Consider the following 13,924-nt stretch of genomic DNA (forward strand, 5'->3'; position numbering starts at 1 on the left):
ATAGACTTCTATTTTCATCGAGTATTATCCTGAAATCTTGGAAATATAGCTTCTGGCTGGCTAATGTTACTACCTAGAATTAAAATAAACTCCTTTGTTAAATGTTTAAACATTCTCTGACTTTTTGGTACACCAAGCTGATCAAGCATTTTATTAGCCGAATCAGGAATAAATGGCTGTAACATTACAGCAATATATCTTAGTGTCTCAAGTAGCGTATATAACACCTCATTCATCCTTATAGGATCAGTTTTTTTTAACTGCCAAGGGGCTTCTCGATCTATATAAATATTGGCTTCTTCGGTTAAAGTAATAATATTTTCTAACACAGAATTAATAGCAAAAGTCTTAGTGAACAGTGAATTTTCTGATATAATTTGGTGGGATAGCTTCATTAAAAATGACTCATAAATGCTATCGATAGATTCCTTGCTAATTGACGGAATTTTTGCCTCATTGTTATTATAAACAAAGGCTAGAGTTCTTTGCAATAAATTACCAATTTTATTAGATAGCTCACTATTCACTCTATTGATTAAGCTACTACGAGAATAATTACCATCTGAGCCAAATATTACCTCTCTCATCAAATAATACCTAACTGGATCTAAACCAAACTCTTTTATTAATTGCAATGGATCAATTACATTCCCTATAGATTTAGAGATTTTTTGCCCTTCATTAGTCCACCACCCATGTGCCATAACACATTTTGGTGGCGGCAAGCCAGCTGCCATCAAAAATGCTGGCCAGTATACGGCATGAAAGCGTAATATATCTTTACCGACTATATGAACATCAGCCGGCCAAAATTTGTTATACTGGTTTATATCATTTGGATATCCTAAAGCCGAAATATAGTTGGTCAGTGCATCAAGCCATACATATATTACGTGCTTTTCATCATTTGGTACTTTAATTCCCCACTTAAAACTAGAACGTGATATGGATAGATCATGCAATCCGGATTTGACAAAACTAATAACTTCATTACGTCTAGTATTTGGTCTGATAAAATCAGGGTTGGCATTGTAAAAATCTAATAATTTATCTTGCCATTTTGATAGGGCAAAAAAGTAACTTGGTTCTTCAAGCCATTCAACAGGAGCTTTAGTCGGAGCTAGTCCATCTTCTGTTAATTCTGATTCATCATAAAAAGCCTCATCACGCGTCGAGTACCAGCCTTTATAGCTATCAAGGTAAATATTGCCACTATCCAGCAATTTTTGCCATAGACTACTTACTGCTTGTTTATGCCTAGCTTCTGTAGTTCTAATAAAATCATCATTAGAAATGTTCATTGAGTGCATTAATGTACGAAAAGTTTCAGATACTGTATCGGTAAATATTTGTGGTTCAACATTTTTGGCAATAGCAGATTTTTCTACCTTTTGACCATGTTCATCAGTACCGGTCAGAAACATTACCTCTTTACCTGATAAACGCATAAATCTTGCTATTACGTCAGACGCAACGCTTGTATAAGCATGCCCTATGTGAGGTATATCATTAACATAATAAATAGGGGTGGTAATATAATATGTATTTTTCATAATGAATTTATAATGGATAAACCTATATTTGTTATAGTTATTCTTGCTAAATATGTATACTATAAAATAGTTAATTTGAGTCGCTTGTTGCCGATGAAAGCAAGCCAGTGTCATTTCGAAATCACGCAGTCACAAGTATACATTAGAATAAGAATGTAAATCTTTTGACCTAAGGGTGAATAAGATGGAGTTTAGAAAAATATGTTTTGTAACGTGCTACATCTCTTGTAAGAAGAGGAATATTTAATACAGACGCATGTGCTCCGATAAAGAAATCTGGTAATACGGAATTTTTCTTGCCACTATTTGCTTTTTTATATTGTATAAAAACTTTTCCTGCTAAAAATAAGGCTTCTTTAGGGATAGAAAGAACTTTAAAATTATTGCCGATTACTTCTTCAAGTTCTTCAATTCTTTTAAACCCTATTGAAACTTCTGTATATATATAATCATTAATTGCTAATTCATGAAATTGCGATAATTTTAACAATTGGTTAGAAGACCAATTATACCAACTAGCATCACAGGTGATAATATCTAATAATATATTACTGTCAACTAAGATCATGATCTAGTTAATTTCATTATGGTATCAGTAGACATTTTTACTGTGCTTTTTCCAGACATATGCAATATTAATTTATTACCTCTATCATTTTGATTTTGATATTTTTTTAATAGAACGCCGTCTTCTTTTTCTATAAAAGTGATTTCTGTATCTGGCAAAAAGCCAAATTTACTTCTAATATCTATAGGTATAGTTATTTGCCCTTTACTAGATATTTTCATAATTATTACCTCGTGCTTTCGTTGTGCTATAAAATATAAGCGGCACTTTATCGCTTGTTCCCTAACACTGAGCCGTATTTAAGCAAAGCAGTAGCTGAAACAGTTATAGTTACCTCACTTGTGCTTGGTTCTGCAACTGGCATATTAACCGCACTATCATTAGCATTTACAGGTAATCCCATCATCAATCTAGGCACTGGCATTCTCCTTGCTTCAGGATCAACATTTATCATAGTGAATCCATCGTATTCTTTACCAAGAGCTTTAGCTACACGTATAGCTCGTTGCTTTAGTTTTGCAATAGCAGCTTCTATCATAGAATCTCGGATGACTTCTCTTTTTTCATTAGAAAGAGTATAATTTAAACTTTGTATTAATAGCCCTTCATTCTGTAATTTTCCAATTAATGTCAATAAAGCCTCAGATGATTTGCTTTTCAGTGATAATACCTGAGTACCACGCCACATTTTTTTCTTTACTTTATCTTTTTTATTATCAATATTTTGGTCTTGGTTATATTGGTAAACATAATATTGTTCTGTTGATACAGTAATATCTTCAACTTCTTTAGCCATTTTTACTGCTTTAGACATCATTAGGTTAATCTCATCCTGTATATATTTTAGATCAACTCCTTCTTTTTCTATTCGCATACTAGATATAAGTAAATCTTCTTTTACATCCATTTGTTCAGTAACAGATATATTAAGATACGAACCATCCTGATTTGTTGGTAAATCTTTAGACTGCATAGCAATTGCTGGTAAAGTAAATGATATTAACGCTATAGCAATAGTAAGAAGACTTTTATACATAATACCTACCCCTAGAATAGTTTTGTTTTTTGAGATTATCCAAAACACTCCATCTTATTTCAAAAAATTGTACTAATAATATAACCAAAGCTAGGCATATTTTTAGCAAAATTTAACTTTTGCCCCTGATTTTGAATCCTCTCTTAATAGTGATATTTACATTGCACTATATAAATAGTGTTATCTTTAGTGGTATATACTAACCTATGCTCCTGATTTATTCTTCTTGACCAATATCCAAATAAACTAAATTTTAAAGGTTCAGGTTTGCCAATACCCGAGAAAGGTGAACGAGATATATCCTTGATTAACTGGTTAATTTTTTCTAAAATTTTTATATCATTTTTCTGAAAATAAAGATAATCCTCCCAAGCATCATTATGAAATAATACTTTCATTTATAGTGATATTTTTAAAATTAATATTTTCGTTAAGGTCATTAATTGCACGGTTGAGTCTTTCTGAATTTTTAGGACTCTTTAATAAGTAGCAAGTTTCTTCTAAAGCATTATAGTCATCAAGGGACATTATCACTACAGATTTTTGTTTTTGTCTAGTAATGATTAAAGAGTGATGATTTGTACAAACTTTATCCATAATGCTAGACAGCTTATTACGTGCTTGTGTATAAGATATTGCTTCCATTATATTGACATATTTAAGTACATGTACATAATATTATTACATACTCTACGTTAGATCAATATTAAAAAGAAAAATTTTCAATAGATTTTGTCTTAACCTATTTTACTATAGTTTAACCATCGAATATGTTTATTATATAACATACTTTATAAGTATAACAAAGTTAATTGATATAATGCTCGTTTTTTTAATAACATAAATTCAAATCAAATAATATTGATGTTCTGTATCAGATATGATATTGTAAATTTACAGAAATTCTAGGTTTTGTATGCCTGCTAAACGATTATTGGTATCTTTAGATGAAGAATTTTTAATGAAATTACAACTTGCTAAAGTCAATAATAAATCATCATCTAATATAGCAAAAAACCTTATTATTGCTATGTTTAGAACTTCAAGAGGAAAAAATGTTTGCTAAATTAGCAGATATAAAGAATTAGTTTTTTCTTTATTATTATATTAATTTATAACTCATCAAAAAATACTTATGGTACTGCATCTTAAACACTATATACAAATAATCTTATTTTTAATTCTATTTATTTCTAATGCTAATGGCGAAGAAAATAATACTAAGGAGTACATTTCCCCTTTACAGTTAGCTATAAATGAAATGGGTCTAAATAGGAGTTTAGAATTGACAAACACTCTGATTAGTCAAAAACTATCAAGTGTTGAATCGCCTACATCTGTTATTATTACTATTGAACAGTCAGGTTTGCTGGATGACTCTATTGCGGCAATACAAACTGTATTTGTTTTTTCTTTAAATAATGATATATGGACATTAAGTAGTAAGACAACTAAACAAAGATGCCAACGAGGTAGAGGTCATAAGGGCTTCTCAACAAAACCGTGTCATTAGAGTTAAAGGATATTAGCAACATTTACGTAAAAATGTAGCATAAGGCTGTAAAGCAGTATTTTTTAATCCAAAACTGAGGTTTAAAGCAACTTTTGAAGTAGGGGGAATTATATGAAACATTATACATTATTAGAGCAAGAGTTAGAGCAAATTTTTCAAATTAATAACGTGATTAACATACTTTATTGGGATATCGCAGTAAATATTCCGCATGGATCAATTGATAGTAGAACAAACGAAATAGCACTACTATCTTCCATAGCCCACTCTAGGTTACAATCGAAAAAATTAGCTGAACTAATAGAATCTGTCTCTGAAAACGTGAACACTCTTGATGTTTGGCAGTTAGCTAATTTAAGAGAAACAAAAAGACGAATTACAGAATCTACATGTATAGATGATGATTTATGGAAAATGTATGTTACTGCTAGTGCAAAATGTGAGTTAATTTGGCGAGATGCTAGAAAAAATAATGATTATCTATCACTTAAACCTTACCTACAAACAGTATTAGATTGCGTACAAAAAATGGCTAAATCTAAAGCCAATGCACTAAACTGTTCTGTATACGATGCTTTACTTGACACATATGATCCTGAACGCACACTTGATGAAGTTAAAGTAGTGTTTAATAATCTAAAAAAAACTATACCAGAATTAATTAGTCAAATAGTAGAAAAACAAAGTAAAGAAAATGTTCTACCTATCACTAATAGTATTAGTGAAGCACAACAAAAATTAATTGCTAAAAGGCTTATGGAAATAATGGGTTTTAACCTCACTAAAGGTAGGTTAGATGAATCAACCCATCCATTTTGTAGGGGTACTCCTGATGATGTTAGGTTAACTAATAGATATAATGAGCATAATTTTATTTCAGGGATTATGGGGATTATGCATGAAACTGGTCATGGTTTATATGAACAGGGCTTGCCCAGCAAATATAAAAACCAACCAGTAGGTAAGGCTAAAGGTATGGCTGTCCATGAAAGTCAATCTTTATTTATGGAAATGCAAGTAGGTAGGTCAGGGGAATTTTGTCAATATCTATCAAAGCTACTTAAGGATGAATTTGGATTCAAAGGACTAGAATATTCTGCAGAAAATCTTTACAAATTAATGACAAAAGTCAAACTTGGTTTTATTAGAGTAGAAGCAGATGAAGTGACTTATCCAATGCATGTAATAGTTAGGTTTGAACTAGAAAGATTGCTAATTAGCGGAGATTTATCTTTGGATGATCTACCACATTATTGGAATAATAAGATGCAGGAATATTTAGGCATTACTCCACAGAACGATAGAGACGGATGCTTACAAGATATACATTGGCCAATGGGCAGTTTTGGTTATTTTCCATCCTATACTAATGGAGCAATTATTGCTTCAATGGTCATGAAAAAAGCACAGGAAGTTAATCACAATATAAAAAAGGAAATAACAAGAGGAGAATTCAATGGTGTAAACCAATTCTTAGATAATAATATTAGAAGCTATGGCTCATTAAAAAATACCAGTGAATTAATTAAAGACGCTACGGGTGAAGATCGCATTCAATCGGAAATATTTTTAAAATATCTCCAACAAAAATATTTATAACTTATTTAACCTCAAATATCTGTAACAAGTTAATATTAGGCTCAGTATTATCGCCACCCCTGCGGAAGCAGGGGTCTAAAAAAATAGCCAAGAAGACTATTCAACATTTTTAGACCCCGAATCCGTCATTCGCACCGAAGGCTCTCACTGGTCTAGGATGACATCACCGACTTAAACCGGACACCAAAACGCCTTCACGGGGATGACGACATTGTAAATAACTACAAATGTAGTACTAGCTAAAGCTTTTACTTGGATAACCGTGAAAGTAATATCAATAAAAACTCTTAGGATCTATATCCACTTTCAAATGACAAAAAGCAGGGATTTTGATTAAACTTAACCATGTTTGTAAAAATTTTTGTAAATTAAATTTCCTATCCACTATGATTAGAATACGGTAGCGAAACTTTCCTGCTAATTTAAACATTAATGCACTAGATGGCCCGAGTATTCTAGCTGAACTTTTTGGTGCAATTGCAACTAGAGTTTTGGATATTTCAAGCACTTTATGCTCATTTTTCCCAGACAAAATTATTGATGCCATTTTGGTGAAAGGAGGCATATTCTCTGCTTGCCTTGTTTCAAGTTCATATTGTAAAAACTGATCTCCTCCATTTTTTATATAACTAAATATAGCATTATCTGGGTAATAAGTTTGCATTAATACTAGACCTTTTTTATCTTCTCTTCCTGCCCTACCTCCTACTTGGTGAAGTAGTTGATAATTGCGTTCACTTGACCGCAAGTCTCCACTACTAATAGCCCCAAGATCAGCATCAACAACACCTACTAAAGTAAGGTTGGGAAAGTGATAACCTTTAGTAATCATCTGAGTACCAATTAGAATATCAATCTCAGAATGCTCCATTTTATATAGTAATTCGCGGATCTTTTCAGGTTTTTGGGCATAATCTTTGCTAATTACCGCAATTTTACTATCAGGAAAAAGATGCCTAGTTTCTTCTTCAATTCTTTCAATCCCAGGACCACAAACAGTTAAAGACTCTTCTTCCCGACAATCAGGACAAAAAATATGAATCCTACTTTGATAACCACAATGGTGACATTCAAGTTTTTTGCTAGATTTATGTACCACTAACCAAGCAGAGCAAGAATTACAAGTAAAACGATAACCACAAAGTTTACATAGCATCACAGGGGCATAACCCCTACGATTCAAAAATAATAACACCTGCTCTTTACTTGCTAGCTTTTTACCAATTAATGCTATTAACTCCTTAGATAAGTAAGAATTTTTTGATAATTTCTCCTTTTTCATATCAATTATTTGAATTTCTGGCAAAGTTGCCTCCTGATAACGATTTGACAATTCAATTAATTGATACTTATTGGTACTTACGTTATAAAGTGTTTCAATAGACGGAGTAGCCGAGCATAATACTACTTTTATTTTGGATAAGCTTCCCCGCAATACCGCCACATCGCGAGCATTATATAATATACCATCATCTTGCTTATAAGAACTATCATGCTCTTCATCAATAATAATTAATCCAAGATTACTATACGGTAGAAATAGACTACTTCTAGCACCAATTATAACTTTAATTTCATTGTTGAGCAAACCCCTTAAAATCATCTTTTTCTGAGCTTTAGTAACTACAGAATTCCATATTACTGGCTGAAAGCCAAAGCGTGCTATAAAACGATTTATAATTTGCTGACTTAAAGCAATTTCTGGTAACATTATCAATATTTGGTTACCTTGCTTCAAATAATCAGCCAATAGATGAAAGTAAATTTCTGTTTTACCTGATCCGGTTACTCCCTTAATAATTGATGGTTTATCCGATTGACTTAATAGAGAAAGTGCTTCTTGTTGCTCTATTGAAAGAGTTGGCAAAATAAAATCTTTGTTTAATTCTTGATGCTTTATTTTTATAGGTTGCTGGGCAATATCGATCGGCAAAGCCAACTTAGCAACCGAACCAAGTGAAGTCATATAATAATTAGCAGCCCATTTAATTAAATCTAATATTTCCTGATTAAACCTAAATTCAAGTGGCACTTTCTGTTTAATAGATTTGATTTTAATAGTTCCCTCTGAAACTTCAGTATCTAATTGCCAAACTATACCCGTTAATTCTTTATTTCTAAATGGGACAACTACTAAATCTCCTATAGCTAATTTTAATTCATTTGGAATTAAATAATCCAACGGGAAAAGCTTAGCTAATGGTAATAATATTTTGGCAACTTGCATTGAAATTCATTTTCAGGTCATTTGAGTATACCATATACTATATACTAATTATCAGAAGCACTAATAGATAAACAACAACAAAATGCAAAAATATTGATCTTTTTCAAAAAAAATATAATAAATTCCTAGTAATATTCTAATTTTTAGTTTAACTTGTATAGTGATTTAAAATATTATAGTTTTTTATGGCAGATATTAACTATTGGGACAACTCAAAGTATGCACCTTGTCAATATGCTACTAGGTTACTGAACAAATTACGTAAGATAAATGAGGAAGTAAACCGACCAATAGATATTGATGAGGTTAGAAAGGCTATTTATTACGCCAAAAAATATCACGGCAGCCAAATGAGAGGCAGTCTGGCGAACCCTATTACTCACATCCGATTGAAGTAGCGTATATGGTAGCGGAATATGCAGCATCAGAAATTCCAAGCTATTTCAGAACTGACATGATTGTTACCAGTATACTGCATGATACTATCGAGGATACAAAACTGACAGAAAAGATGATTGAATATATTTTTGGAAGTATAGTAGCTAGTCAAGTGGAAGCTTTAACTAGGGTTAAGCCTCACGGCAAGATTAGCTCCAAAGAGATTTTAGATTTATTATATCAACAAAAAAAATATGATGTAGCATTTATTAAAATTTTCGACCGAATTCACAACTTACAAACTATAGGAGTTAAGTCACCTGAAAAAGCTAGGAAGATTATTGAGGAAACTATAGAAGAATTTATACGTCTAGCTATACACTTAGAAGCAATTGGTTTAGAAAAAAAACTAATAGAGCTATGTTACCAATATTTACCTACTATATCATCTAAGCAATATTTGTTACAGAGTCTAGATAAGTTTTCTTTTCAGAAAGATTTCCAGCATCTTTCTCGAGTTTAATAAAATGTGATAATCCATATGCACAACCCACAACTGTTGGGATTGTAATAAAATACAATCCCCAATGACTAAAATAATCTGTTAAATACACAAGGCTAACAGAAGTAATAACATATACTAAAGCTCGGGATGCAGCGTATATCGCACTAGTATAAGTAAAACGTTTAAAGACTGGAAAATGCTTGAAGAATATTGCATTAGCTGGTGATACTTCGCATGCAACAAATAATAGTAAAGACTGAATTATCAATATATCAAAGCCAGTTGTTGCATTATTCAATAAATATGGAATCACTAGGAAATATATGGAAACTAAAATTAATCTTGTCTTTAATATCACTAGTGGATGATGTTTACTGGTGAAATACAGCACAAAAACCATATTTCCTAGTAACATAGCAGATACAATAAAGTTATTGTGAATAATTTGCTCAGCTGTATAGTGAAACGAATATTTTAAAATATTAGCACAATGTATATAAGTAAAATAAAAAATTACTGACCATATACAATCTACTAACAGTAAACTTATTGCTGTTTTCCAATTAATTTTTTCTTGAATATTGAGAGTATCTTGCATTGCTCGTTCAACATTGATGTTAGATCCGACATATTTCAACTGATAAAAAGTTCTGTTTAATCGACGTTTAGCGTCAGCAAATTCAGGCGTTTCTCGCAGCGTTGTCCTAGCAATCATACCAACTAATGCCACGCCTGCACCAAACCAAAAAGCCAGTCGCCAATTAAGAGCATAAGAAATAACAAGAGAGGCTACACCTAAAGCAGCAAAACCTCCAAAGGCAGCACAAAAAACTATTGTAGCTACAGAAACATATCGTCCTGGTGGTTGTAGATACTCTGTTAGGTATAATTGGGCTCCTGTGATTTCCCCCATAGAAGTCATACCTTGCACAATACGACATATTGTCACCAGCCAAGCTGCAGCAATCCCTATTTGAGCAAAAGTTGGCAAATTAGCCATGACAAAACAAGATATTGCCATTAAAAAAGTTGTAATGACTACAGATGCTTTTCTTCCTACATTGTCACCTATCCAACCAAATATTAATGCACCAAATGGTCTAAGCAAGTAAGTAGAACAAAAAGCAGCGGCTGAAAGGAGAGTAGCCGTATGCGGGTCAGTTTTTGGAAAAAACAACTCATTAAGCAATACCGCCATATGCACATAAAGCATTAAGTCAAAATACTCGAGAAATGTCCCTATTGAAAGTAATCCAACAACCTCTTTTTGTTCTTTAGTTAAACTAGTCTGTTTTTGCATAATCTTATTATCTGCTTGGACAATTTTGCTCATATAGTTGTTTAAACTTCACTGTTATGTTATCTATAGTTAACTATAATAATTAACCTCATTTAGATGTAAGCACCAAACAAAATGCTAAGCATTATGTAATAACATAAACAAACTGTTGGTGGTGAGCTATGGTAAAAATAAAACCTTCTTTCAAACCAGTTTGTTAGAAGACATTGGTTTAATAGCCTAGGGTGACATCACCCATAGGTTAATTACTTACTTCAATAATTGTTATATGCGTCACGATTAGAAATCAGTAATATAAATAATAAAGTAGAAAAATATATTAATCAAATGGTTTAACAATAACCATAACAACAGCCACTATCATCAACAGTGCTGGTACTTCATTAATGATACGATAAAATCTTTCAGAATGATTATTTTTGCCTTCAACAAAATTCTTCCTCCATCTAGCTAATAAACCATGAAAAATAGTGATACCTAGAACTGCTGTCATTTTTACGTAAAACCATGTTCCTAAAGCTACTAGCCCATATATGTAACTATTTATTATACCTAAAGTATAAGTGCTGATCATAGCCGGATTCATAATTATTCTAAGTAACCTTTTTTCCATTAATTGAAACATCTTGTCAGTTTCACTACCTACTACAACTTTAGTGTGGTAGACATATAATCTTGGTAGGTATAGTAAACCTATCATCCAAGAAATTGCTGATACAAGATGGAATGCTTTAAACCATAAATAATAACTAGCCATTAATTTTATCCCATTACTTAGTTTTTTAAATTACAAGGACACATAGTAAAATTATAAGGACATACTCTTTTATTAATTGAACTACATATCAAATTTTTTGTATCGAAACCATAATTAACTAAATTTGATACCATTTTAGTTATGCTATTGATGAACAATTTATTTATTCCAAGAGCAGGAGTCCTAATATATTCTATTTTGTACCTACCAGCAATCTTTCTATATTCAATGTCCAATTCTACCAGCGTTTCAACATGTTCTGATACAAATGCTATTGGGACTATTATAAGAGATTTATCTTCTTTGCCTGCTATCTCAATTTCATCCTCTGTATTAGGTTTAAGCCATTCCACTGGACCAACACGACTTTGATAAGTTATTTTATAATCTAAATTATCTATACTAAGCTTAGACACCAAACTTTCTACAGTCTTTTCAATCTGCCACTGATATGGATCTCCTGCTTTTATTATTTTTACAGGCAGACCATGAGCTGAAAATAATATACGAAAATTTTTTTTGTTTTTCAATTTTTTAAATGATTGCTTTATTAATGATAAATGAGCTTTAATAAATTCGTCATCGATAGGATAACAACAAATAGTTTTAATATTTTGGGAATATTCACTTTTATTTTTATAAAGAGAAGATATAAAATCTTTAATCGAAGATCCAGTAGTGGTGCTAGAAAAATGTGGGTATAATGGTAACAATATTATTTCTGAAGGGTTATACTCATTTATTTTTCTTACTGCTTCTTCGGAATCAGGATAAGAATAACGCATTGCTATAAAAATCCTAAAATCCTCTTTCAGAGTTTGTTTTAACTTCTCTGTAATAGCATCTTTTTGAGATTCTGTTTCTTGTAAAATAGGTGAATTATTACCTACTAGAGAATATATTTCCTGAGATTTTCTATTTCTAGTAATTGATATTATCTTAGCAAGAATAAACCTTAGGGGATTTGGTAGGTTAATAATTGCTTTATCATAAAATAAGTTAAATAGAAATCGTTTAACTGAGCTTAAGCTATCTGGTCCACCAAGATTAAAAAGTACGATGGCTATTTTTTTTTGAGATATTTTAGTATTTAAATTCTCTAACATAATTAACTAAAAACTCAACATTTTCAACTGGTGTATTTGGTAAAACACCATGTCCAAGATTAAATACAAAATTTTTTTCTTTAAAGTTTGCAATTATTTTACTTACTTTTTCTGCGATAATTTCTTTATTAGTAAGCAATATAAATGGGTCTAAATTACCTTGCACAATAATTTTCTCACTCCATAATTTCATGGCACTAGCTGGTACAAACTGATCTACTCCAATAGCATCCACTCCAGTATTACTAATATATTTTTCATATAAAATCCCAGAACCTCTTGGAAAACCTATAATCGGTAAATATGGAAACTGTTTTTTTAAAGCTACTACTATTTTTTTTGTTGGTTGCACTACAAACTGATCATATTCTGCTTCTTCTAATATCCCTGCCCATGAATCGAATAATTGTACTAAATCTGCCCCAGCTTTTATTTGTCCTATTAAATGAATAATAGTTTTTTCAGTAATAAAGTCTAGAAGTTCTTGTGCTAGGTTATTATTTTCATAAATAAATTTTTTACTTGTTTCAAAACTTTGTTTGCCTCTTCCTTCAAGCATATAAGTCATTACCGTCCATGGACTACCGACAAAACCTATCAATGCAGTATCAACTGGCAAATTTTCTTTAGTTTTATTGATTATTTCATAAATTACATTTAGTTTTCCATTAGAATTTTCTTCAAGATATTTAAAATCTTCTTTTGATTGAAATTTACGTAATATTGGTCCTATATTTTCTTCAAATTTTACATCCCAGCCAAGTGCATCAGGTAAAACCAAAATGTCAGAAAAAATTATAGCAGCATCAAAGCCATACCTCCTTATTGGTTGTAAAGTCACCTCTACAGCCTTATCAACATTATAGCATATATCTAAGAAATCACTAACAGTTTTTCTTATTTTTTGATATTCAGGTAAATATCTACCAGCTTGACGCATTAACCAAATAGGTACAAGATTATTTTTTTTCTTAAAAGTTTGTAAAAGCTGATTCATGAAATAATCCATAATAATCTATATATTATATATAATATTTTTTTAGTTGATGTAGACATTGTTAATATGTAGATTAATTATATATACACATAGTTATACACATTTTTTTATTGCTAAATTACTAGTAAGGTTTATTGATTATAATTATTACTCACATTATTCATAGGATTATTTTTTTAGTGGATAATTTATAGTGGTTTATGTGTGTAGAATGAGAAAACGTGAAGGACATTAGATATCTAGCATTTTACACACAAAATTATCCACAAAATTATTCTTTAAATTATAGAGGTTATTAACCTCTATATACAGGATATATATGAGTAGTTATTGATTACTTTTAATATAGAGATTAAAATATGAATAAAAAGTTATCCACAAAGAT

15 protein-coding genes are annotated in these 13,924 nt (G+C 31.1%); 4 read left to right on the plus strand and 11 right to left on the minus strand.

The annotated features are described in order from the left end of the window. Positions 1-14: 14 nt before the first annotated feature. The 6 genes from metG to ACQH1W_RS06880 form a co-directional block, all read right to left on the minus strand. Complete coding sequence (metG, locus tag ACQH1W_RS06855; protein WP_375332681.1) at positions 15-1,553, minus strand: methionine--tRNA ligase; 1,539 nt, start codon at positions 1,551-1,553, stop codon at positions 15-17. Positions 1,554-1,722: 169 nt separating this feature from the next. Then, on the minus strand, positions 1,723-2,121 hold the full coding sequence (locus ACQH1W_RS06860; RefSeq protein ID WP_375332680.1) for a type II toxin-antitoxin system VapC family toxin: 399 nt from the start codon (positions 2,119-2,121) through the stop codon (positions 1,723-1,725). Then, on the minus strand, positions 2,118-2,342 hold the full coding sequence (locus tag ACQH1W_RS06865; RefSeq protein WP_341762760.1) for an AbrB/MazE/SpoVT family DNA-binding domain-containing protein: 225 nt from the start codon (positions 2,340-2,342) through the stop codon (positions 2,118-2,120). Before ACQH1W_RS06865 ends, ACQH1W_RS06860 begins: the two co-directional genes overlap by 4 nt. A 47-nt stretch (positions 2,343-2,389) precedes the next feature. Beyond that, positions 2,390-3,157, minus strand: coding sequence for an SIMPL domain-containing protein (locus ACQH1W_RS06870; RefSeq protein ID WP_375332679.1), 768 nt, complete (start codon positions 3,155-3,157; stop codon positions 2,390-2,392). Between the two features lie 143 nt (positions 3,158-3,300). Continuing rightward, positions 3,301-3,555, minus strand: a complete 255-nt coding sequence (locus tag ACQH1W_RS06875; protein WP_341761710.1) for a Txe/YoeB family addiction module toxin — start codon at positions 3,553-3,555, stop codon at positions 3,301-3,303. Then, positions 3,536-3,802: a type II toxin-antitoxin system Phd/YefM family antitoxin gene (locus ACQH1W_RS06880; RefSeq protein ID WP_341761711.1), complete on the minus strand. Its 267-nt coding sequence runs from the start codon at positions 3,800-3,802 to the stop codon at positions 3,536-3,538. Before ACQH1W_RS06880 ends, ACQH1W_RS06875 begins: the two co-directional genes overlap by 20 nt. Positions 3,803-4,073: 271 nt before the next feature. Here ACQH1W_RS06880 and ACQH1W_RS06885 point away from each other — a divergent pair, with 271 nt between their 5' ends. From ACQH1W_RS06885 to ACQH1W_RS06895, 3 genes are all read left to right on the plus strand, one after another. Continuing rightward, positions 4,074-4,223 carry a hypothetical protein gene (locus ACQH1W_RS06885; protein ID WP_375332678.1) on the plus strand — a complete coding sequence of 50 codons (150 nt, stop codon included), beginning with the start codon at positions 4,074-4,076 and terminating at the stop codon, positions 4,221-4,223. Positions 4,224-4,292: 69 nt separating this feature from the next. Next, positions 4,293-4,670, plus strand: a complete 378-nt coding sequence (locus ACQH1W_RS06890) for a hypothetical protein (RefSeq protein ID WP_341761712.1) — start codon at positions 4,293-4,295, stop codon at positions 4,668-4,670. Between the two features lie 111 nt (positions 4,671-4,781). Continuing rightward, the gene (locus ACQH1W_RS06895; protein ID WP_425361026.1) at positions 4,782-6,269 is read left to right on the plus strand and encodes a carboxypeptidase M32; all 1,488 of its coding nucleotides are present in this window, start codon (positions 4,782-4,784) and stop codon (positions 6,267-6,269) included. Between the two features lie 274 nt (positions 6,270-6,543). Here the strand turns inward: ACQH1W_RS06895 and ACQH1W_RS06900 are convergent, their stop codons facing one another. After that, on the minus strand, positions 6,544-8,496 hold the full coding sequence (locus tag ACQH1W_RS06900; protein ID WP_375332676.1) for a primosomal protein N': 1,953 nt from the start codon (positions 8,494-8,496) through the stop codon (positions 6,544-6,546). Between the two features lie 403 nt (positions 8,497-8,899). On the opposite strand from ACQH1W_RS06900, the gene ACQH1W_RS06905 reads away from it, so the two are divergent. Then, the gene (locus ACQH1W_RS06905) at positions 8,900-9,397 is read left to right on the plus strand and encodes an HD domain-containing protein (RefSeq protein WP_375332675.1); all 498 of its coding nucleotides are present in this window, start codon (positions 8,900-8,902) and stop codon (positions 9,395-9,397) included. Here ACQH1W_RS06905 and ACQH1W_RS06910 read toward each other — a convergent pair. The 4 genes from ACQH1W_RS06910 to hemE all read right to left on the minus strand — a co-directional run bounded on the left by ACQH1W_RS06910 (position 9,324) and on the right by hemE (position 13,539). Next, positions 9,324-10,712: an MFS transporter gene (locus ACQH1W_RS06910; protein ID WP_425361027.1), complete on the minus strand. Its 1,389-nt coding sequence runs from the start codon at positions 10,710-10,712 to the stop codon at positions 9,324-9,326. The genes ACQH1W_RS06905 and ACQH1W_RS06910 overlap by 74 nt on opposite strands. Positions 10,713-10,998: 286 nt before the next feature. Then, positions 10,999-11,436, minus strand: coding sequence for a protoporphyrinogen oxidase HemJ (hemJ, locus tag ACQH1W_RS06915; RefSeq protein ID WP_341761717.1), 438 nt, complete (start codon positions 11,434-11,436; stop codon positions 10,999-11,001). A 17-nt stretch (positions 11,437-11,453) separates the two neighbouring features. Next, entirely contained in the window at positions 11,454-12,542 is a 1,089-nt protein-coding gene (gene hemH / locus ACQH1W_RS06920) for a ferrochelatase (protein WP_425361028.1), read from the minus strand. After that, positions 12,520-13,539, minus strand: coding sequence for a uroporphyrinogen decarboxylase (gene hemE, locus ACQH1W_RS06925; RefSeq protein WP_375332672.1), 1,020 nt, complete (start codon positions 13,537-13,539; stop codon positions 12,520-12,522). Before hemE ends, hemH begins: the two co-directional genes overlap by 23 nt. Positions 13,540-13,924: the final 385 nt, after the last annotated feature.

This window comes from Candidatus Tisiphia endosymbiont of Stenodema calcarata (genome assembly GCF_964030695.1).
Classification (GTDB): domain Bacteria; phylum Pseudomonadota; class Alphaproteobacteria; order Rickettsiales; family Rickettsiaceae; genus Tisiphia.

Coding starts and splice junctions, on each gene's coding strand:
- metG (WP_375332681.1), bottom strand. CDS start 1,553: ATGAAAAATACATATTATATTACCACCCCTATTTATTATGTTAATGAT.
- ACQH1W_RS06860 (WP_375332680.1), bottom strand. CDS start 2,121: ATGATCTTAGTTGACAGTAATATATTATTAGATATTATCACCTGTGAT.
- ACQH1W_RS06865 (WP_341762760.1), bottom strand. CDS start 2,342: ATGAAAATATCTAGTAAAGGGCAAATAACTATACCTATAGATATTAGA.
- ACQH1W_RS06870 (WP_375332679.1), bottom strand. CDS start 3,157: ATGTATAAAAGTCTTCTTACTATTGCTATAGCGTTAATATCATTTACT.
- ACQH1W_RS06875 (WP_341761710.1), bottom strand. CDS start 3,555: ATGAAAGTATTATTTCATAATGATGCTTGGGAGGATTATCTTTATTTT.
- ACQH1W_RS06880 (WP_341761711.1), bottom strand. CDS start 3,802: ATGGAAGCAATATCTTATACACAAGCACGTAATAAGCTGTCTAGCATT.
- ACQH1W_RS06885 (WP_375332678.1), top strand. CDS start 4,074: ATGCCTGCTAAACGATTATTGGTATCTTTAGATGAAGAATTTTTAATG.
- ACQH1W_RS06890 (WP_341761712.1), top strand. CDS start 4,293: ATGGTACTGCATCTTAAACACTATATACAAATAATCTTATTTTTAATT.
- ACQH1W_RS06895 (WP_425361026.1), top strand. CDS start 4,782: ATGAAACATTATACATTATTAGAGCAAGAGTTAGAGCAAATTTTTCAA.
- ACQH1W_RS06900 (WP_375332676.1), bottom strand. CDS start 8,496: ATGCAAGTTGCCAAAATATTATTACCATTAGCTAAGCTTTTCCCGTTG.
- ACQH1W_RS06905 (WP_375332675.1), top strand. CDS start 8,900: ATGGTAGCGGAATATGCAGCATCAGAAATTCCAAGCTATTTCAGAACT.
- ACQH1W_RS06910 (WP_425361027.1), bottom strand. CDS start 10,712: ATGAGCAAAATTGTCCAAGCAGATAATAAGATTATGCAAAAACAGACT.
- hemJ (WP_341761717.1), bottom strand. CDS start 11,436: ATGGCTAGTTATTATTTATGGTTTAAAGCATTCCATCTTGTATCAGCA.
- hemH (WP_425361028.1), bottom strand. CDS start 12,542: ATGTTAGAGAATTTAAATACTAAAATATCTCAAAAAAAAATAGCCATC.
- hemE (WP_375332672.1), bottom strand. CDS start 13,539: ATGAATCAGCTTTTACAAACTTTTAAGAAAAAAAATAATCTTGTACCT.